Annotated in this window: 17 protein-coding genes and 1 tRNA gene; 3 read left to right on the top strand and 15 right to left on the bottom strand. The window is 72.2% G+C overall.

The window, feature by feature from the left end; genetic code table 11:
* Positions 1-1482 (top strand): tetratricopeptide repeat protein (locus AB0J80_RS31795; protein WP_364712338.1); only part of this gene is annotated, 1482 nt, incomplete at its 5' end.
* 214 nt (positions 1483-1696) lie between these two features.
* Here the strand turns inward: AB0J80_RS31795 and AB0J80_RS31790 are convergent.
* A tRNA-Sec gene (locus tag AB0J80_RS31790) sits at positions 1697-1790 on the bottom strand.
* A 77-nt stretch (positions 1791-1867) separates the two neighbouring features.
* Between AB0J80_RS31790 and selD the strand changes: the two genes are divergently transcribed.
* On the top strand, positions 1868-2872 hold the full coding sequence (gene selD, locus AB0J80_RS31785; RefSeq protein ID WP_364712355.1) for a selenide, water dikinase SelD: 1005 nt from the start codon (positions 1868-1870) through the stop codon (positions 2870-2872).
* Between the two features lie 13 nt (positions 2873-2885).
* Here selD and nrfD read toward each other — a convergent pair whose 3' ends face one another.
* The 9 genes from nrfD to AB0J80_RS31740 all read right to left on the bottom strand — a co-directional run bounded on the left by nrfD (position 2886) and on the right by AB0J80_RS31740 (position 12225).
* Positions 2886-3908 (bottom strand): NrfD/PsrC family molybdoenzyme membrane anchor subunit, encoded by a 1023-nt coding sequence (gene nrfD, locus AB0J80_RS31780; RefSeq protein WP_364712352.1) that lies wholly within the window; start codon positions 3906-3908, stop codon positions 2886-2888.
* Between the two features lie 191 nt (positions 3909-4099).
* A complete protein-coding gene (locus AB0J80_RS31775) occupies positions 4100-5143 on the bottom strand; it encodes a 4Fe-4S dicluster domain-containing protein (protein ID WP_364712335.1) in 1044 nt (347 codons plus the stop codon).
* Position 5144: 1 nt separating this feature from the next.
* Positions 5145-8417, bottom strand: a complete 3273-nt coding sequence (gene fdh / locus AB0J80_RS31770) for a formate dehydrogenase (RefSeq protein WP_364712332.1) — start codon at positions 8415-8417, stop codon at positions 5145-5147.
* Between the two features lie 63 nt (positions 8418-8480).
* A complete protein-coding gene (locus AB0J80_RS31765) occupies positions 8481-8942 on the bottom strand; it encodes an SRPBCC domain-containing protein (RefSeq protein WP_364712330.1) in 462 nt (153 codons plus the stop codon).
* The gene (locus AB0J80_RS31760) at positions 8939-9274 is read right to left on the bottom strand and encodes a metalloregulator ArsR/SmtB family transcription factor (protein WP_364712326.1); all 336 of its coding nucleotides are present in this window, start codon (positions 9272-9274) and stop codon (positions 8939-8941) included. Before AB0J80_RS31760 ends, AB0J80_RS31765 begins: the two co-directional genes overlap by 4 nt.
* A 75-nt stretch (positions 9275-9349) precedes the next feature.
* Complete coding sequence (locus AB0J80_RS31755; RefSeq protein ID WP_364712323.1) at positions 9350-9997, bottom strand: phosphoribosyltransferase family protein; 648 nt, start codon at positions 9995-9997, stop codon at positions 9350-9352.
* Entirely contained in the window at positions 9990-11270 is a 1281-nt protein-coding gene (locus tag AB0J80_RS31750) for an erythromycin esterase family protein (protein ID WP_364712321.1), read from the bottom strand. Before AB0J80_RS31750 ends, AB0J80_RS31755 begins: the two co-directional genes overlap by 8 nt.
* 40 nt (positions 11271-11310) lie before the next feature.
* Positions 11311-11826, bottom strand: a complete 516-nt coding sequence (locus AB0J80_RS31745; protein ID WP_364712319.1) for an AAA family ATPase — start codon at positions 11824-11826, stop codon at positions 11311-11313.
* 3 nt (positions 11827-11829) lie between these two features.
* The gene (locus tag AB0J80_RS31740; protein ID WP_364712317.1) at positions 11830-12225 is read right to left on the bottom strand and encodes an NUDIX domain-containing protein; all 396 of its coding nucleotides are present in this window, start codon (positions 12223-12225) and stop codon (positions 11830-11832) included.
* A gap of 101 nt (positions 12226-12326) precedes the next feature.
* Here AB0J80_RS31740 and AB0J80_RS31735 point away from each other — a divergent pair, with 101 nt between their 5' ends.
* Complete coding sequence (locus AB0J80_RS31735; RefSeq protein WP_364712314.1) at positions 12327-13445, top strand: serine hydrolase domain-containing protein; 1119 nt, start codon at positions 12327-12329, stop codon at positions 13443-13445.
* Here the strand turns inward: AB0J80_RS31735 and AB0J80_RS31730 are convergent.
* The 5 genes from AB0J80_RS31730 to AB0J80_RS31710 all read right to left on the bottom strand — a co-directional run bounded on the left by AB0J80_RS31730 (position 13442) and on the right by AB0J80_RS31710 (position 19318).
* Positions 13442-15079: an alpha/beta-hydrolase family protein gene (locus tag AB0J80_RS31730; protein WP_364712312.1), complete on the bottom strand. Its 1638-nt coding sequence runs from the start codon at positions 15077-15079 to the stop codon at positions 13442-13444. The two genes, AB0J80_RS31735 and AB0J80_RS31730, sit on opposite strands and share 4 nt — an antisense overlap.
* Positions 15076-15747 carry a CPBP family intramembrane glutamic endopeptidase gene (locus AB0J80_RS31725; protein WP_364712309.1) on the bottom strand — a complete coding sequence of 224 codons (672 nt, stop codon included), beginning with the start codon at positions 15745-15747 and terminating at the stop codon, positions 15076-15078. Before AB0J80_RS31725 ends, AB0J80_RS31730 begins: the two co-directional genes overlap by 4 nt.
* 143 nt (positions 15748-15890) lie before the next feature.
* Positions 15891-16226, bottom strand: a complete 336-nt coding sequence (locus AB0J80_RS31720) for a PLDc N-terminal domain-containing protein (RefSeq protein WP_364712306.1) — start codon at positions 16224-16226, stop codon at positions 15891-15893.
* 63 nt (positions 16227-16289) lie between these two features.
* Positions 16290-17441, bottom strand: a complete 1152-nt coding sequence (locus AB0J80_RS31715) for a spore photoproduct lyase family protein (RefSeq protein ID WP_364712303.1) — start codon at positions 17439-17441, stop codon at positions 16290-16292.
* A gap of 29 nt (positions 17442-17470) precedes the next feature.
* Entirely contained in the window at positions 17471-19318 is a 1848-nt protein-coding gene (locus AB0J80_RS31710; protein WP_364712301.1) for a SpoIIE family protein phosphatase, read from the bottom strand.
* Between the last annotated feature and the right edge of the window lie 59 nt (positions 19319-19377).

The raw sequence follows: 19377 nt of genomic DNA, 5'->3' as shown, positions 1-19377 counted from the left end.
CATCACCAGCTGGCCGACTGGGTGCAGATCCTGCCGGTGCTGCCGTACTTCCTGCGCACCCGCATCCAGCAGCACCCCGACCTGCAGGACGCCGCCCAGCAGGCGCACTACCAGCTGTACCTGGCTCTCGGTCATCAGAATCTGCAGATGCTCGTCTCGAATGAGCCGCAACAACGTGTCGTGGGGCATGTGATCGCTCGGACCGAGTACGCCAACCTCACCAGCGCTCTGCACCACGGCCTGCGCAGCAGGCAATCCATCGGCCCGATCGTAGAGGCGATCGAGGAGTTTCTGGACCAGACGAAGCAGCAGAACAGCCGCCGACATTTGCTGGAAACGGCCATCGCCGCCGATCGCGGATCCGACCGCGACGATCTCCGACAGGAACTTGCGCAGCTGCACCATCTAGCCGGCATGGTTGCGCAGGACCAGCGGCGCTTCGAGCAGGCCGAAGCCCACTACCGGCAAGCCCTCGACATCAGGCTGGAGTTCGGCGACCGGCGCGGCGCCGCCGTCACCTACCACGAGCTTGGCATCGTCGCGCAGGCGCAGCGGCGCTTCGAGCAGGCCGAAGCCCAATACCGGCAATCCCTCGACCTCAAGCTGGAGTTCGGCGACCGGCACGGCGCCGCCATCGCCTACCACCAGCTCGGCATGGTCGCGCAGGACCAGCGGCGCTTCGAGCAGGCCGAAGCCCACTACCGGCAAGCCCTCGACATCAGGCTGGAGTTCGGCGACCGGCACGGCGCCGCCCTCACCTACCACCAGCTCGGCATGGTCGCGCAGGACCAGCGGCGCTTCGAGCAGGCCGAAGCCCACTACCGGCAAGCCCTCGACCTCCTCCTGGAGTTCGGCGACCGGCACAGCGCCGCCCTCACCTACGGCCAGCTCGGCATGGTCGCGCAGGACCAGCGGCGGCTCCAGCAGGCCGAAGCCCACTACCGGCAAGCCCTCGACATCTTCCTGGAATTCGGCGACCGGCACAGCGCCGCCCTCACCTACCACCAGCTCGGCATCCTCGCGCAGGACCAGCGGCGGTTCCAGCAGGCCGAAGCACACTACCGGCAAGCCCTCGACATCAAGCTCGAGTTCGGCGACCGGTACAGCGCCGCCCTCACCTACCACCAGCTCGGGACGCTCGCGCAGGAACAGCGGCGGTTCCAGCAGGCCGAAGCCCACTACCGGCAAGCCCTCGACCTCTTACTGGAGTTCGGCGAACGGCACAGCGCCGCCCTCATCTTCCACCACCTCGGCGCCCTCGCGCAGGACCAGCAGCAGTACGACAAAGCTGCAACGGCGCTGCTCAAAGCGGCGGCCCTATGGCATGAGGTGTACGACGTCTGGCCAGACGACTCGTTGAACGCCCTGCGCAGTGTTCGTCAAGCTCTGGCCCCGGAGGACTTCCAGCACGTCCTTCAGACCAACATCAACGCCGCTCTGATAAACGCGCTCAACGCCGCCATCGACGACAACGCCGAGTAGCCTGCTGCGACCCCGTCCCGTCGCGCGGCGGCGAGGTCTGCTCGGCTCGCCCGGTCACGGGTGACCGGTTCGCGGCCACCCCGGGACCAGAGCGCTTGCCGCAACCAGTGGGCCAACACGGTCCCGAGTGAGACCCGGTGAGAACCGGTCGGGTCTGAAGCGCGTACCCCGGCAGGGCGTCTTTCAGCAGCTCAGCCGGGATACGCACTGGTCAGCGGAGGCGGACGGGAATCGAACTCGCCTGGCTCGGATACCGAGCCACACCGGTTTTGAAGACCGGGAGGGGCACCAGCCACCTGAACGCCTCCGTCGATCACCCTAGACCGCGGGGTGCGGTGGGCGACGAGCGGATGGCCCGGGTGCGTGCGAGAGTGCTCAGGTGACGATGACGCGGCCTGAGCGGCTCACCCAGTACGCCCACGGCGGCGGCTGCGCCTGCAAGATTCCTCCCGGGGAGCTGGAGGCCGTGGTCTCGGGGCTGATGGGTCCGGCGGCCCCGGACGGGCCCGGTGAGTTGCTGGTCGGCCTCGACGACGGGGACGATGCTGCCGTCGTGAGGCTGGCTGCCGGCACGGCGGTGGTCGCTACCGCGGACTTCTTCACGCCGGTCGTCGATGACGCGTACGACTGGGGGCGGATCGCCGCCGCCAATGCGCTGTCCGACGTGTACGCGATGGGCGGCAGCCCTGTCGTCGCCGTGAACCTGCTGGCGTGGCCTCGCGAGGTGCTGCCCATGGAGCTGGCCGGGGAGGTGTTGCGGGGCGGCCTGGATGTCGCGCGGGAGGCAGGGTGTCATGTCGCCGGGGGGCACAGCGTGGATGATCCGGAGCCCAAGTACGGCATGGCCGTCACGGGTGTGGCCGACCCGGCGCGGCTGATGCGTAACGATGCCGGTGTCGCCGGGACTCCCCTGACGCTGACCAAGCCGCTGGGCATCGGGGTTCTCAACAGCCGCCACAAGGCGACCGGCGAGGTGTTTCCGCAGGCGGTGGCGGCGATGACGGCGCTGAACCGGGCAGCTTCCGAGGCCGCGCTGGCGGCGGGCGCGATGTGCGCGACCGACGTCACCGGGTTCGGGCTGCTCGGGCACCTGCACAAGCTGGCCCGGGCGAGCGGGGTCACGGCCCGGGTGCATGCGGCGGCCGTGCCGTACCTCGAGGGGGCACGGGCGGCGCTGGCCGACGGGTTCGTCAGCGGTGGCACGCGGCGCAACCTCGACTGGGTGATGCCGCACGCGGACACCGGCGACGTGCCCGCCGACGAGTTGCTGCTGCTGGCGGACGCGCAGACGTCCGGTGGGCTGCTCGTCGCCGGGGAGGTGCCGGGGTACCCGGTGGTGGGCGAGCTGGTGCCGGCCCGGGCCGACGGCAGGACGCTCGAGGTTCGCTGACGGATCCGGTCCGTCAGAGTCCGACAGCGTCCGGTCTGCCGGTGGTCTTCGCCGTCGCTTGGTCGGGAGCCACCAGCTGCGGCGGGTCGTCCTGCACAGGAGTGGATGCGGCGCGCTCGGCCAGGCGTTCCCGCTGGGGCACCACGGTGTACTTGGGGTCCTTGGCCGACGCGACTCCCCCGTCGAAGATGCCGAAGCGGGTCGCGAGCGACGCGGTCAGCAGCGACAGTCCCGAGAGCGCCGACACCACCCGGCTGCGCCGCCCCAGCACCGCCCCCGCCACCCCCGCCGCCGTCAGGAGACGACCTGCTCGGAGCAGGCGGCCCGCGCGCCCTTGCCGGTAGGGCTCGCTGAGGAGGCCCTTGGTGGTCTCGATGCGGTGGGCGCCCCACAGCTCGAGCGCCGCGCCGCAGACGGCCATGCGGCGGGCCGGGCCCGCCTGGCCGGTCGGGGCGGCGAGCAGGCCGACTCCGGCGCCGCTCGCGAGCGCGCTGCCGGCGAAGACGAAGGGCAGTTCCGGGTACGCCTCGTGCCAGCTGGGCGTGGCCGTGTCGGCGAGCAGCACCGCCGTGTACGTCGCCAGCGCGGGCGCGAGTACGGCGGCGCCGTACTGGCCTGCTGTGCCGACCGGGGGCAGGAGGCGGCGCGCCAGGCCGAGGACGCCCCGCGAAGGCAGCAGCGGTGCCGCCTCGGCGACGGCCGCGGCGCCCGCGGCGGCGCCGAAGCCGCTGAGGATCCAGGTGCCCATCGACATGGGTGAGGTCGGCTTGGCGATGCGCAGCATGTTGAGGAACCGCTCGGGGCGACCCAGGTCGTGGACCAGGAAGTACGTGCTCGCGCCGAGCGCCCCGAGGGCGGCCAGCCGGCCGGCACGGCGCAGGGTGGGCCGGCCGGTGGCGTCGGCGCCGGCCGCCAGCAGCGCCGATCCGGCGGCGAGGCCGCCGGTGAACAGGTACGCGGCGATGTCGTGGTGCCAGACCGCCGGCTTGACGATGGGGCGCCCGTAGTAGGACCGGAACTCGGCGGGCGGCACCATGGACCGGTCCCCGCGCCCGCCGCCCTTGCGGCGCCGACCGGAGGCATCGTCGCCGCGCCCGCCGGCGGATGCACCGGCGCCGGGCCGGGATCGGTCGCCGCGTTCGTCGCGGGCCAGGCCGCTGCCCTGGTGGCCGGCCGGGGGCGGGCTGAGGCTCTCGTCGCGGGGCCGTTCCCGCTCCTCGCGCGGCCTCATGAGCGCCGTCCCGCGAAGGACACCACGACCGTGGCGGCCATGGCGAGGGCGGCGACACCGGCGCGCTTCCACATCGCCTTGAGGTCTCGGGTGGTCACGACCGGGTCCGGCGGGAGGCCGTACACCTCGGGTTCGTCGAGGAGCAGGAAGAAGGCGCCGTCGCCGCCCACGCCGTCGTCCGGGTCGTGGCCGTACAGGCGGGCCTCGGTGACGCCCTGCTCGTGGAGTTTCTCGAGGCGGTGGGCGGCGCGGCCGCGGAGCTCGTCCAGCTCGCCGTACTGGATCGACTCGGTGGGGCAGGCCTTGGCGCAGGCCGGCATGAGGCCGTCGCCGATCCGGTCGTAGCAGAGCGTGCACTTCCAGGCGCGGCCGTCGTCCTTGCGCTGGTCGATGACACCGTACGGGCAGGCCGGGATGCAGTAGCCGCAGCCGTTGCAGATGTCCTCCTGCACCACGACCGTGCCGAACTCGGTGCGGAACAGGGCGCCGGTCGGGCACACGTCGAGGCAGGCCGCGTGGGTGCAGTGCTTGCAGACGTTGGACATCATCAGCCAGCGGAAATCGCTGCGGGGCGCGTCGAGAGTGCGCCCCGGCAGGTCCGACATGGGCATGCCGAGGAACTGCGTGCCCGCCGCGGCCAGGGCGTCCGGGGCCGGCGGTACGCCCGGTGACGTGCCCGTGTCCTGTCCGGTGGCCGCCGCGACGACGGCCGTGTGCGCGCTCGCCGACGGTCCGGTGGGCAGGCCCTCGAACGCTCCGGGGGTGTCGGTGCCCTGCCCGGACCCCGCGACCGGCTGCTCGATGAACGCGACGTGGCGCCAGGAGTTGGCGGTCAGGCCACCGGTGTTGTCGTACGAGGTGCCGAGCAGGTTGAAGCCGTCGTCCGGGACGAGGTTCCACTCCTTGCACGCCACCTCGCACGCCTTGCAGCCGATGCAGACGCTGGTGTCGGTGAAGAAGCCCATCCGCGGCGGCGGGTCGAGGTAGCCGGCGTCCGGGGCCGGGTCCAGGGGGCCGTAGAGGCTGTTCGGTCCGGCCACGTCAGCTCTCCTCCGGCTGGTCGACCTCGGTGGTGAGGATCTGCGTGCGGTGGTCCGGGGTGAGTCCGGCGCGCTCGCGGTAGCCGCGCACGTACGCGATCAGTTCCGGACCGGTGGGCCGCCGCCCCGGCTGGATGTCGCAGGTGCCGACCTTGCTCTCCTGGATGAGGACGTTGGGGTCGAGCGTGATGCCGATCAGGTCGTTGGCCGAGTCGCCCGTCACGAGCCCCTCCCCTCCCCAGTGGTACGGCATCCAGATCTGGTGCACCGTGCGGTCCTCGATGCGCAGCGGGGTGAGCCGGTCGGTCACCAGTACCCGCGCCTCGATCGCGGCCCGGGCGGTGACGATGTGCGCCCAGCCCAGATGCTCCAGCTCGCGCTCCTTCGCCAGCTCCGGCGACACCTCGACGAACATCTCCGGCTGCAGCTCCGACAGGTACGCGAGCTGCCGGCTCATGCCACCGGCCGTGTGGTGCTCGGTGAGCCGGCTGGTGCTGAAGACGTACGGGAAGACCTCGAGGTGGCGTTCCGGCGCGCTCGGGTTGGTGAGGTTGTCCGAGCGGTCGTACACCTTGCGGGTGGGGTTGGCCTGCTGCTCGTAGAGCGGGTTGCGGACCATCGACTCGGCCGGCTCGTAATGGGTCGGCATCGGGCCGTCGATGAGGCCGCTGGGCGCGTAGAGCCAGCCCTTCCCGTCGCCCTGCATGATGAACGCGTCGTCGCCCGAGATCGCCTCGACGCCGGTCGCGCCCTCCGGCGGCCGGTACGACGGCGGCTTGGTCTTCTCGAAGTCGGGCACGTCGTAGCCGGTCCACTCGCCGGCCTCCGGGTCCCACCACACGTACTTCTTGCGCTCGGACCAGGGACGGCCGTCGGGGTCGGCGGACGCGCGGTTGTAGAGCGTGCGCCGGTCGGCCGGCCAGGCCCAGCCCCACTCGCGCGCCACCCAGTCCTGGTCGGTGCCGGGCTTGCGGCGGGCGGCCTGGTTGACGCCGTCCTTGTACACGCCGGTGTAGATCCAGCAGCCGCCCGCGGTCGAGCCGTCCTGCTTCATCTCGGTGAAGGCGGACAGCGGGCGGCCGGTGGCGACCTCGTACCCGTTGATCTCCTTGAGGACGTCCTCGGCGCTGGGCTCGTCGCCGCGCTCGCCGTGCAGCGAATAGTCCCATGCGAGGTTCAGCAGGGCCTGGTCGCGGGACTCGGTGGACCCGGCCAGCCGGTCCCGCAGGATGCGGCCGAGGTGGTAGAAGAACCACAGCTCGGAGCGGCAGTCGCCGGGCGGCTCGACGGCCTTCTCCCGCCACTGCAGCAGCCGCTGCGTCTGGGTGAACGTGCCCTCTTTCTCCGCGTGCGAGGCGGCCGGCAGGAAGAAGACCTCGGTCTTGCACTGTTCCGGCACGATCTCGCCGGTGGCGACCTCCGGACCGTCCTTCCAGAACGTGGCGCTCTCGATGAGGAACAGGTCGCGGACCACCAGCCAGTCCAGGTTGGCCATGCCCAGGCGCTGGGCGCGGCCGTGCGCCGAGCCCACGGCCGGGTTCTGCCCCAGCAGGAAGTAGCCCTTGATCTTGCCGTCGATCATGTCGAGCACCTGCTGGTACGTGCCGTGGTCGCCGGTGAGCCGGGGCAGCCAGCCGTACCCGTAGTCGTTCCCGGCCGTCGCGGCGTCACCGAAGTACGCCTTGAGCAGGCTGACCGCGAAGGCCTCCGCGTTCGCCCAGAACCCCTGCTGCTCGGGGTGCCGGATGGAGTCGACCCACTGCCGGAACGTCTCGTGCTGGCGGTGGTGGGGCATCGGCAGGTAGCCGGGCAGCAGGTTGAACAGGGTCGGGATGTCGGTCGAGCCCTGGATGCTGGCGTGCCCGCGCAGCGCCATGACGCCGCCGCCGGGCCGGCCCATGTTGCCGAGCAGGAGCTGGATGATCGCCCCGGCGCGGATGTACTGCACGCCGACGCTGTGCTGGGTCCAGCCCACCGAGTAGACCAGCGCGGTGGTCCGCTCGCGCCCGGAGTTGGCCGTCCAGGCCTCGCAGACCTCGAGGAACTTGTCCTGCGGCACGCCGCACAGCCGCTCGACGACCTCCGGGGTGTAGCGGGCGTAGTGCCGCTTGAGGACCTGGTAGACGCAGCGTGGGTCCTGCAGGGTGGGGTCGCGCGGCACGTCGGCGGGCACCGGCGGGCCGTGGGACTCCTGCTCGAGCCCGGAGGCGGTCTCCCGGTCGACGTGCGAGCCGCCCTCCTCCTGCCCGTGCTCCTGCTGACCGGCGTACTGCCAGCTGCTCTGGTCGTACGTGTGGAGCTCGGGGTCGTAGCCGGAGAACAGCCCGCCGAGCTCCTCGGTGTCCTGGAAGTCCTCACTGACCAGCATGGACGCGTTGGTGTACGCGAGCACGTACTCCCGGAAGTCCTTCTCGTTCGTGAGGATGTAGTTGATCACGCCACCCAGGAAGGCGATGTCGGCACCGGCGCGCACCGGCACGTAGGAGTGCGCGAGCGCGCTGGTCCGGGTGAAACGCGGGTCGATGTGGATGACCTTGGCGCCGCGCTTCTTAGCGTCCACCACGTACTGGAAGCCCACGGGGTGGGCCTCCGCCATGTTGGAGCCCTGGATGATGATGCAGTCGGCGTTCGCCAGATCCTGGAGGAATCCGGTGGCCCCGCCACGGCCGAAGCTGGTCCCCAGACCGGGGACGGTGGCGGAGTGTCAAATACGCGCCTGGTTCTCGATCTGTATGGCGCCCATGGCGGTGAAGAGCTTCTTGATCAGGTAGTTCTCTTCGTTGTCCAGGGTGGCGCCGCCGAGGCTGGAGATGCCGAGGGTGCGGTTGAGCGGACGGCCGTCCTCGTCGGTGTCCTCCCAGGTCTCGTCGCGCGCGGCGAGCATCCGGTCGGCGATCATGCTCATCGCCGTGTCGAGGTCGAGCTCCTCCCACTTCGTGCCGTACGGCCGGCGGTAGAGCACCTTCTGCTGACGGCGGTCGCTGGTGACCAGGCTCTTGCTCGCCGAGCCCTTGGGGCACAGCCGGCCCTTCGAGATCGGGCTGTCCGGGTCACCCTCGATCTGGACGACCTTGCCGTCCTTGACGAAGATCCGCTGTCCGCATCCGACCGCGCAGTACGGGCACACGGACCGGGCCATGGAGTCGGCCGTCTCGGTGCGCGCCGTGAGGGTTTTCGAGCGCGCGGACTGCGCGGCGGCGCCGCGGCCCAGCGGGTCGGTGCCGGTCAGCTGCCGGTAGACCGGCCAGCCCTCGATCCAGGTGCGGACGCCCATGAGATCGACACTAGACCACGGTTCCGGGCGCCGCACGGCGAGCGGCGCCCGGCCTTCCCGGCATTACTTGATCTTGGCAAGGTAGACGTCCAGGGCGGCGTAGCTCTGCTCGGCGCCCGCCTCCATGCCCGACTCGATCATGCCGTCCCGGTCCGCCCGGGACGTGAACGTGGTCGTGCTGGTCACGGTCGTCCGCCCGTCCTGCTCGGTGAAGACGTAGCGCTCGACGGCGACGTGGCCGGCCATCGGCTCGTACTCGAAGGTCCAGGTGAAGGTGTCGGGAGCCTTTATGTCGCGGAACTCTCCGCGGAAGGCGTGCTGCTGACCGTCCGCCGTCTCGACGAAGCGCCAGGTGCCGCCGACGCGGAAGTCGATCGTCACGTCGAGCGGGTTGCCGCGGCCCCACCAGTGCCGGATGTGGTCCGCCTCGGTGTGCGCGGCGAAGACCAGGGCCTTCGGGGCGTCGAACGTACGGGTCATGACGAGCTCGGTGTCGGACGGGGTGCTGATGGCGATGGTGCTCACGACTGCTCCTTCTGCAGGGTGTCCAGGTAGCTGCTCAGCGCGTCGTTGCGTTCCTCCCAGAGCCGCCGGTACTGCGCGACCCAGCCGGCGATGTCGCGCAGCGGGGTCGGCTCGATCCGCACCCGCCGCCACTGCGCCTCCCGGGTCCGCACGATCAGGCCGGCGCGCTCGAGCACGTTGAGGTGCTTCGAGATCGCCTGGGCGCTGATCGGGAACGGGGCTCCGAGCTCGGCGACGGTCGCGTCGCCCTGCGCCAGCCGGGCCAGGATCGCCCGGCGGGTCGGGTCGGCGAGGGCGGCGAAGACGCCGCTGATCGGATCCGCTGTCGTCATGCTCTCAACCACCTGGCTTATCAACCGGTCGGTTTATCAACCGACGGGTTTAGACTATCGCCGGGCTCCGGGATGTCAAGAGGTGACCGCGCGGACGTCCGCATCGGTCAGCTGGGAGAAGTCCTCGTAGAAGCGGCCCACCGCACCGAAACGCGCCGGCTTCTGCAGGCAGATCACCAGATCCGCGTCCGCGGCCAGGGCATGGTCGGCGTCCCGCGAGCACACCGGGGCCGCCAGCACCAGCGCCCGCGCCCCGCGGTCGCGCAGCCAGCGCAACGCCGCCCGCGCGGTCACCCCGGTCGCCACGCCGTCGTCGACGACGATGACCAGCCGGTCGGTCACCGGCCCCGCGGGCCGGCCGCCGCGGTACGCCGTGACCCGCCGGGCCAGCTCCGCACGCTCGACCGCGACGGTCGCCGCCAGGTCCGCGGGGGTGAGCCCCAGCTCGGCCAGAAGTGCGTCGTCGAAGACCGGCTGCCCGTCCTCCGCGACCGCGCCGACACCCAGCTCCGGCCGGCCCGGCGCACCGATCTTGCGGACGATGACGAGGTCGAGGTCCGCGCCGACGGCCGCCGCCACCCCCGCAGCCACCGGCACTCCGCCACGCGGCAGGGCCAGTACCAGCGGCCGCCGGTCCATGCCGAACGTGCCCAGATGGCGCGCCACCGTGACGCCGAGCAGCCGGCCCGCCGCCGCGCGGTCGGTGAAGCAGCGCTCAGACACCGGAGGGGAACGTCTCGGGCTCGCGGACGTCGACGCCCAGGGTGTGCAGCGGACGGACGGCGGTGCTCTCGTCGAACCAGAGGAACGCGTCGTAGCGTTCACCGAGCACCGTCGGCACGTAGTTGCCCCACCGCTCCCGCTCGGGGCGGTAGACCACGCCGATCGCGCGATGCGCGACGACATCGGTCAGCAGGGGCGGCTGGTCGGCGCGGCGCGGGAAGACGAAGAGCGCGCACCCGGGTGCCGTGGCGTGCAGCACGTCCTCCAGGGAGTCCGGCCGGGCCGCAGGCACGCCCATCACCTCCATCGGCGCACCCCAGTCGCGCCCGGCGACCACCGTGCCGCGATGCCCGCCGAAACCGACCAGCAGCACCCGGTCGTTGCCGTACCGCTCCCGGGCCAGCTGGCCGATGGTCACCTCGCCGTGCACGGACTGGTCGGTCGCCCGGGCATCGCCGACGTGGGTGTTGTGCGCCCAGACGACAGCCTTGGAATCCGGGCCGTAGTGCCCGAGCAGCCGGTCCAGGCTCTCGTCCATGTGCCGGTCCCGCACGTTCCACGAGTCCGGGCCGCCCCGCACCATCGCCCGGTAGTACCGCTCGGCACCGGCCACCACCTCGGCGTTCTGCCAGGCGGCGAACTCGCCGGCGGCACCGGCCACCCGCTTGCGCAGCTCCACGAGCAGGTCGACGACCTCCCGCTCACAGCTCGCGGCGACCAGATGGGTCGCCCAGGCATAGGACTGCGGATCTTCCCCGTACGGCTCGAAGCACCGGTACGCGGCCAGCGCGGCGGGGACCTGCTCGGGGTCGTGTTCGCGCAGATGGACGAGGATCTCCCTCAGCGACTCCCACAGCGAGTACACGTCCAGCCCGTGGAACCCGACCTTCGGCTCGCGGACGGCGTTGCGCTCGCGCAGCCACCGGCAGAAGTCGACGACCTCCTCGTTGGCCCACATCCAGGTCGGCCATCGGTCGTACGCCAGCAGCGCCTCCCGCGGGTCCCCGGGAGCGCCGGGCACGCCGCGCACGCTGTGATCGACGCGCTCGCAGTCCGGCCAGTCCCCCTCGACGGCGACGAACGAGAAGTCCAGCTCCTCGATCAGCCGCCGGGTGACGGCCGCGCGCCAGGAGTAGTACTCGTGCGTACCGTGGCTGGCCTCACCCAGCATGACCACGCGCGCCGACGCTGCCCGGCCGATCAGGGCGTCGAGATCACCCGGGTCCCCGAGCTCGGTGGCCAGCGACGCGACCTCGTCGCCGTAGCGGGACATGGCGGGCGCATACCCGCGCCGCAGCCCGGTATACGTCCGATCATTTCCGGTCGGGCAGCGCGGCGAGGATGGCGTCGACCGTCTCGTCCGGCGTCTGCCCGGAGGTGTCGATCCACTGCCCGATGCGCGGCGTCTCCGACCGCAGCGACCGGTCCAGGTCCGCCACGGTCCACTCGCCGTAGCCCGACTTGGCGCGTTCCCGCTCGCGGCGCTCGACGGTCGCCGGGTCAGGGGCCAGCACCACGACGTGCACCGGCCGCGTCCGGAGCAGGTCGAGGAAGCGTGGCAGGTCCGGGCCGAGGATGACGTCCTGCACGATCGTGGTGAAGCCCGCGTCGGCGTACGCGTCGGCGGTTCCGGCGGCCAGCCGGTAGCGCAGCCACAGCTGGTCCACCGCCTCGGCCGCGAGGTCGGTCCCCAGCTCCGCGCGGCCCGAGACGATCATGCGCCGGAAGACGTCGCCGCGTACGTGGGCGCTGCGGGGCAGGCGTTCGGCGAGGCGCTGGGCCACGGTGGACTTTCCGGCCGCCATGACGCCGGTGATGACGACGATCACGGCTCAGAGCAGCTCGAGGGTGGCCGCGAGCTGGGAGTGGGCCGGGGCGGGCGGCGCGTCGCGGGGGAACCAGCCGAGCTCGTCGAACTTGTGCGGCTCGCCGAGGCGGACGGCGGCGGGGTCGACGCGTACGGCGAACACGAGGGCGACCCAGTGGGAGTCCGCGCGAACGACGTTGCGGACGCCGAGCATGGTGATCTCCTCGGGCGCGACGCCGTACTCCTCCCCCACCTCGCGGGTGACCGCCTGCTCGAAGCTCTCCCCGAACTCGAGGGCGCCGGCGCCGGTGTCCCAGGTGCCCGGCTCGTCGCGGGCGCCGGCGGACCGCCGGGCGAGCAGGATCCGGCCCTCGCCGTCATGGCACACGAACACGCACGACACCCGTGGTTCAGCGCTCATGCCGATCATCATCCCGGAGCCGGCTCGGGGGCCACGTCTCCGGGTACGGTCCGGGAAATCACCGGGTCCACCGGGACCACTGTGGACGGCAGAGTGTCCGCATGCGTTCACTTCGTACCCATCTCGGGGTTCTCCTGCTCACCGCCGGGCTCGCCGTCGCCGCGCCCGCACCCGCCCAGGCCGCGCCGCACGTGCCCGACCTCGACCCTCACGCGCTGCGGGCAGCCATCGCCGACCTGCCCGACGACGAGGCCAGTGCCGCCCTCGTCCAGGTGCGCGGCCGTGACGGCGCCTGGTCGGGGAGCTCGGGCCACACCTCAGTGCGCCGTCACCGCCCGCCCAGCCTCGGCAGCCGGTTCCGCATCGGCTCGATGACCAAGACGTTCACCGCGGTCGTGGTCCTGCAGCTGGCCGCCGAGGGCCGGCTGTCACTGGACGGCACGGTGCAGCAGTACATGCCCGGTTTCCTGCCCGCCTCGTACGCGCCGATCACTGTGCGGAACCTGCTCACCTTCACCAGCGGGCTCAACGGTGTGGACGTGCCGCACAAGACGCCCGACTGGTTCTTCATCCACCGCTACGATCACTGGGCACCGGGCAGCCAGCTGGATCTGAGCAAGCCGCTCGCCTTCACCCCGGGCGATTTCCAGCGATACGGCAACGCGGACTACATCATGGCCGGCTTGCTCGTCGAGCGGGTGACGGGAAACCGGTGGGCCGACGAGGTGCAGCGGCGCATCATCTCGCCGCTGCATCTGACCGGCACGAGCGTGCCGGCGGACGACCCCCGCGTGCCGGGTCCGCATGCCCACGGGTACGAGGCGACCGCTGACGGCTGGCGTGACGTGACCCTGGCCAACCCGTCGCTGCAGTGGTCGGCGGCGTCCATGATCTCCACCGCGGACGACCTGGACCGCCTGATGGTCGCGCTGTTCTCCGGCAGGCTGGTTCCCCGCGCCCAGCTCGCCGAGATGTTCACCGTTCCCCGGGTACATACTTTCGGCACCGAGGAATGGGCCACGTACTCCGCGGGGCTGACCCGGTTCGCCTTCGGCGACGTCGTGGTCTGGGGCAAGAGCGGCGACCGGCCGGGCTACAACAACGGCATGGGTGCCACGCGGGACCTTTCCCGCCGGCTGGTGTACTCCGTGAACACCCTGCACATGGGCGGCGATCAGCCGAAGATCACCCGGCGGATCATCACGGCCGCGATGACCTAGGAAGTGGACAGCAGGGCGGTCAGGTCGGCGGTGCGCCGGGGCGTCCAGCCGTCCGGCGGCGCGATGGCGGCCCAGGCCGTCACCGGTGCCGTGCCGTAGCTGTGCCCGTGACCCGCCGGCACCCCGGTGGAGAATGCCATGTCGGCGGTCACCTGCCAGAAGGTCACGAACGGGTACCAGCGCACGGCCGGCGACACGTCGGGGCCGCGCGGCTCGCGCAGCCAGTCCGGGCGGCTGACCGCGAGGCGCGGCGCCCACCACACGATCGGGTCCGACGGGTGTTGCAGGTACACCACCCTCGGCGTGGCCCACGCGGTGCCGGGCCCGTCGAGGTCGATGGCCGGGTCGCGGGCGAATCGGACCGTGGCACCCTGCTCGTAGCCGGGCAGGATCTCGGTGGTGCCCGGGTCGCGGTCGGCGACGTACTCGCGCCACAACGGGTTCCGGTTGGGCGGGCCGACGAGCAGCATCCCGTCGACGCGGTTGCGGATGTCGTCGGCCCCGCCGAACGCCGACTCCGCGCCGAACGAGCCCAGGCTCTCCCCGAAGACGAGCAGCTTGGGCCGGGCGCTCAGCGGCATCCTCGACCAGACGGCGTACACCTGGTTGTACAGGTCCCGCCCGGCCTCCCGGGCGCGTTCCTTGTCGACCAGGAACGACAACCAGCTCGGCAGGTACGAATACTGCAACGCGACCATCGCCGTGTCGCCGTGGTACATGTACTCCAGCGGCACCACCCCGTTCTCGTCGACCCAGCCGGTACCGGTCGTGGTGATCACGAGAAGCACGTCCCGCTGGAAAGCCCCGGTCCGCTGCAGCTCCTGCACGGCGAGCCGGGCTCGTTCGCGCGACGTCGGCGCGGAGTCCAGGCCGGCGTAGACCCGGATGGGCCGCTGGACCCGGGCGCCGCCGAAGTCGGACAGCTGCTGCGGGTCCGGACCACCCGCGACGAACTGGCGGCCCTGGTTGCCCAGTGACGCCCACGACACCAGGGAACCGGGGCCGCCGGAGCGCAGCGGGTCGTCCGGCGGTGCCACGCCCGGTTCCGTCTCATTGTTGATGTCGCGGAACGCGGTGTCCGTGACGGCGAACAGGCCGTCGATCACCACCCCGTTGAGGACGCCCAGCGCGAGCAGCGCCACCGCCGACCCGGCGATCACGCCCGCCGTGCTCGCCGGTATCCACCGGCTGAGCAACCGGCCGACGGCCCGCGCCGCGGAGCGCAGGAGCCGCATCAGGCCGACCAGCCCGGCCCCGGTCACGGCCGCGATGAGCAGCACACCCAGGGCACCGAACCGGGACGGCGCCGCCATCCCCATGAGACTGTGCACCTCACGCTGCCACTGCGACCCTTGGTAGAGGAAGAAGACCACGACAGGTACTGCCACGATCGCCAGCCCCCGCCAGGCCACCGGACGGGCACGGGGCAACGACCGGTCGGACAGTTTCCCCGCCAGCCAGCCCAGCAGCACGCCGACGCCGTAGCCGATGGCTGCGGTGATGCCGCTGACGATCCCTTGCAGCACGACACCGCGCGGCAGCAGCGACGGGGTCAGCGACAGGCAGAAGAAGATCAGCGCCCCGAGCACGCCGAGGAAGGTGTAGTGCCACCACTGCCGCAGCCGAGACATCATCGCGCTACCGTCCGCTCCAACCAGCTCACCACGGCGGCGGCGGCGAGGATTCCGAGACCGTTGACCGCCCAATGCAGCCCGGCCGGCGCGAGCAGGCTGCCGCTGCGCCGGCGCAGCTCGCACAGCACCGCCCCGGCGGCCGTCGTGAACACCACCGCGCCGGTCACGGCGAGGACCTGCCCGGCCCGGCCCGGCCCCACGAGCTGCGAGACGGCCGGGTTCACGCGGTTCAGCCGCAGCGACGGGAGCACGTGCCAGAGGCCGAACAGCGCCGACGACACGAGGGTCGCCCGGGCAGCACCGGCCCGGCGGTACAGCAGTCCCCAGAGCACGCCACGGAAGGCGACCTCTTCGAACAGGACGGTGCCGAGCGGGACGACGAGGAACGCGGCCCGCAGTGCGGCGCCGTAACCGTTGCGGTAGCGGGAGTCCAGGAACGCCGGGCGGGTAACCGGCAGCAGAGCCGCCGCCGCGTACACGACGGCGACCGCTGACACGCACGCCAGCGCGTAGGCCGCCCCTCGCCGCCACGACCGCCGGTCGATGCCCAGGTCGTCGGGGCTCATCCCGGCCCGGCGGGCCAGTGCCACCAGCGCCGCGGCGCCGAGCGGCCCGGCCAGCAGCATGGCACCCGGCGGCCCGTACCGCCCCGCAACGGCGACAGCCACCAGTAAGGCGACCGTCGCGGACAAGGTCCGACGTGGCGGCGCCGTGCCGCGGGCAGGCGTGCGGGCTGTCACCGTTTCAGCGTCGCCGCAACGCCGTCCGCGGACCTCACCCCTGACGGATGCCTGGCGCCGGAAGGTCGCCGTCAATGGAGACCCAAGGCCCGGCCCTTGAGGTACTCGAACTCCTCTACGGAGATCCGTCCCTCGTCGTGCAACCGGGCCGCGGTCGCGATCTCGTCGGCCGCCCGGGCGTCCCGGACCGGGGCCTCCTTCTGCGGCCTCGACGCGTGCGTGACCAGGTAGATGAGCGTGCCGAGCAGCGGCAGCACCACGATGAGCGCGACCCAGCACGCCTTGAGCCAGCCCGGCATCGGCCGGCGGAACAGATCGTTGAAGACGGCGATGAACGTCCAGATGATGCCGAACCAGAGACATCCCAGGGCCGTGAGCAGGAAGAGCGAACCCGGCGACCAGTCCATGGCCCAGCCTGGACACCCGGGACCGCCGCCGGCATCATCCCCGACGCATGACTCCCGGCGGCCTCAGGTCCAGTAGAGGATCCGGCAGGCGGGGAGCCGGCGGGCCAGTTCCTGCTCGAACCACGCCCGCAGCCGCGCCATCTCCGCCTGCGGATAGACGTACTTGACCGCCCCGAAACGGCCGTGCTTGCGGTCGCGGGTGGACTCGTCCATCTCCAGGCGGGTGCGGGGATACCAGCCCAGCAGCACGTCCTTGCTGCCCGGGGTGAAGCGGTGCGTGATCAGCTCGGCGGTCAGGTCCAACCCGGGTACGCCCTCGGTGACGCGGGCGACCTCGTCGAGCAGATGCCCGTAGTGCCCGGGCCAGTCCGGTACCGGCATGATCGGGGCGATCGTGAGCCCGACCGGATATCCGGCGAGGGCGAGCAGGCGCAGCGCGTCCAGGCGGTCCTCGAGGCGCGCCGTGCCGCCCTCGAAGCGCGTCGTGACCGGCAGGCAGTTGACACTGAACCGCACCCGGGTCCGGCCCGTGTGCGGGAGCCCGGCGAAGGGCGCCACGTCGGCGAACTTCGTCGTCCAGCGCAGCTGCACGGCCTCGTCCCAGGCCCCGAAGAACTCGACCGCGCGCTGCCAGCTTCCGGTGAGGTGCTCCAGGGCGAGCGGGTCGGTGTAGCAGGACGCCTCGAAGGTCGTGCCCTCGCCCGGGCGGCGCTTCGCGGTGCCGGCGTACGGCGCCAGCCCGGCCAGGATGTCGTCGAGGTCGGCGTAGACCCGGGTGACCGGCGGGCCGCTCAGTGAGCCGGCGAGGTAGCAGTACTGGCAGTGCGCGGGGCAGCCCTCGGCGAGGTCGACGCGCCAGTCCGCGCTCGGGGCGATCGGCTGCAGGCGGCGGCGGGACGGCGGGCTGACCACGATCGCGAGGGTGGCCTTCGCGCGGGCGTACGTCTCGCGGTCGGTGGCGCCACGCACGCCGGTGAGCCGGTTGCCGCGCAGCCGCTCGACCTCGATGCCCTGGGCCTCGACCCGCGCCATGATGCGCCGGCCGTGGGGGTGCTCGTACGCCGCCGGTGTGGCGACCACCCGCCGGGGCAGCCACCGTCGTGCCGGACGCGCCGGAGGGGCGAGCCCGGACAGGTCGTGCAGGTCGGCGCGTTCACCGCTGGCGCTGTGCGGGGCGGCGGGCACGTCCGGTGCCAGCGTGCGGGTCAGATCCACACCGCTGGGTACCCGGGCCGGACCCGATCTCACCCCATCCGCAGGAAGTGACGCAGGTCCTGGGTCTCGCCGGTGATCGGGCGGACGGCCAGGATGCAGGTGTCGTCGTCGGGGTTGGCCTGGCGCAGGCGGCTCAGCAGCTCGCCGAGCGGCTGGCGGGGTGACGCCGCGACCGCCTCGTCGACCGCGCGGATGACCGCGTTCAACCCGTCGTCGAGGCTGCGCCGGCGATGCTCGACGAGGCCGTCGGTGTAGCAGAGGAGCACGTCACCGATGGCCAGGTCCAGCACGGCGCATTCGTACGCGGCGTCCGCGACCACGCCCAGCATGGGCCCGGACGGGCGCGGCAGCGGTGCCGTGCGGCCGCCGCGGGACAGCAGCGGCGGCGGGTGCCCGGCCTGTGCCCAGATCAGCCGGCGGCGGACCGGGTCGAAGCGGGCCACGATGGCGGTCGCCGTGGTCTCCGGGTTCTCCTGGTCGAGATCGCAGGTCAGCCGGTTGAGGTGGCCGAGCAGGACGCTGGGGTCGTCGGTGGTGACCGCGAGCGCGCGCAGCGAGTGCCGCAGCTGCGCCATCGTCGTCGCCGCGTGGGTGCCGTGCCCGGCCACGTCGCCGACCGCGAGCAGCACCGAGCCGTCGCGCAGGGCCGCAGCGTGGTACCAGTCGCCGCCGACCATGCCCTCCTGCTCGGCGGGCAGGTAGCGCACGGCCACCTTGAGCCCCGGCAGCGCCATGGGGCCCTCGGGAATCGGAAGGATCACCTGCTGCAGCTTGGCGGCCAGCTCGTGCTCGGCGGCCAGCGAGCGGCGCTGCTCGGCGAGCTGGCGCTCGACCTCGGCGAGACGCCGGACGCCCGCCTCCCGCGCGGTGACGTCCTGCACGATGCCGTAGATGCGCAGCGGCGCGCCGGACGCGTCCCGGACCGCGTCGACGACCGAACGCAGGTGCTTGATCCGGCCGTTGATGCGAACCCGGGTGGTCAGGTCGACCTGCTCGCCTCGTTCGAAGGCCTCGACCGCCGCCAGCTTCAGCGGCAGGTCCTCGGCGACGGCGAGGGCCTCGGACTCCTCCCGCGGCAGCGGCCCCAGCGCCGGGTCCCGCTCGTAGATCCGGTAGAGCTGCGCCGACCAGCGCACCTGGCCGCTGACCAGGTCCCACTCGCCCCAGCCGAGGTTGCCGAGCCGTTCGGTGGCGGCGATCCGCTCGCTCTGCGCCGGGTTGGCGTCGTGCCGCTCCCAGGTCATCAGCAGCGCAGGGCCGAGGCGGTGCGCGCGGACGCTGTAGCTGCCGTTCCCATGGTGGAAGGGTCCGATCTCGGCCGGCTCCCCGGTGTCGAGCACCCGTTCGTAGACCGGCCAGCGCTCGCTGACCAGCGACTGCGGGAAGTGCTCGCCCAGCCGCGCGCCGACGAGGCCGCGCCCGTGCCGCCCGTTGTCGGCGGCGACCGCCTCGGGGCTGGTCGCGGCGAACTCGAGGTCGGCCAGCCGGCCGGTCGCGTCACGGACCGCGGTCAGCAGCGCGTGCTGCCCCGGCATCGCGTCGAGGACACCCTGCACCACCTGCAGCCAGTCGGGGCTGTGCCGCACCTGGGCGACACCGACCGCGGGCGGGTAGGACGGTGGCGGCAGCGGCAGGCCGCCCTGCTCCGGGACGTCCAGGAGGCTGATCACGCCGGCGGCCACGTCGACGAGGTCGCGGTCCTGGTCGGCGCTCATCCGCAGCAGGTGCCGGTGCGCCTCGGCGAGCCGGCACCGGGTCCGCCCGGCGAGCAGGCCCACCGCCCGGTCGACGACCGACCGCGCGCCGTCACCGGAGGGCCGGTTGGCGGCCGTCCGCAGGCTCTCCACCGCCTCGATGTACGCCTGCCGACCGCCCATCCAGGTCACTGCCCCCTCCCGTGCCGCCCCCACCGAACCCCGTCGCCCTCCTGGATACG

The organism is Actinoplanes sp. NPDC049548 (genome assembly GCF_040676695.1).
Classification (GTDB): Bacteria; Actinomycetota; Actinomycetes; order Mycobacteriales; family Micromonosporaceae; genus Actinoplanes.
The sequence above is the reverse complement of the archived record's forward strand: the minus strand, read 5'-3'. Positions and strand labels throughout refer to the sequence as shown.

Bases quoted from the DNA above. Each gene is read 5' to 3' on its own strand.
- selD (WP_364712355.1), top strand. From the start codon at position 1,868: ATGACGCGGCCTGAGCGGCTCACCCAGTACGCCCACGGCGGCGGCTGC.
- nrfD (WP_364712352.1), bottom strand. From the start codon at position 3,908: ATGGTGCCGCCCGCCGAGTTCCGGTCCTACTACGGGCGCCCCATCGTC.
- AB0J80_RS31760 (WP_364712326.1), bottom strand. From the start codon at position 9,274: ATGACGACAGCGGATCCGATCAGCGGCGTCTTCGCCGCCCTCGCCGAC.
- AB0J80_RS31750 (WP_364712321.1), bottom strand. From the start codon at position 11,270: ATGTCCCGCTACGGCGACGAGGTCGCGTCGCTGGCCACCGAGCTCGGG.
- AB0J80_RS31740 (WP_364712317.1), bottom strand. From the start codon at position 12,225: ATGAGCGCTGAACCACGGGTGTCGTGCGTGTTCGTGTGCCATGACGGC.
- AB0J80_RS31735 (WP_364712314.1), top strand. From the start codon at position 12,327: ATGCGTTCACTTCGTACCCATCTCGGGGTTCTCCTGCTCACCGCCGGG.
- AB0J80_RS31730 (WP_364712312.1), bottom strand. From the start codon at position 15,079: ATGATGTCTCGGCTGCGGCAGTGGTGGCACTACACCTTCCTCGGCGTG.
- AB0J80_RS31720 (WP_364712306.1), bottom strand. From the start codon at position 16,226: ATGGACTGGTCGCCGGGTTCGCTCTTCCTGCTCACGGCCCTGGGATGT.
- AB0J80_RS31710 (WP_364712301.1), bottom strand. From the start codon at position 19,318: ATGGGCGGTCGGCAGGCGTACATCGAGGCGGTGGAGAGCCTGCGGACG.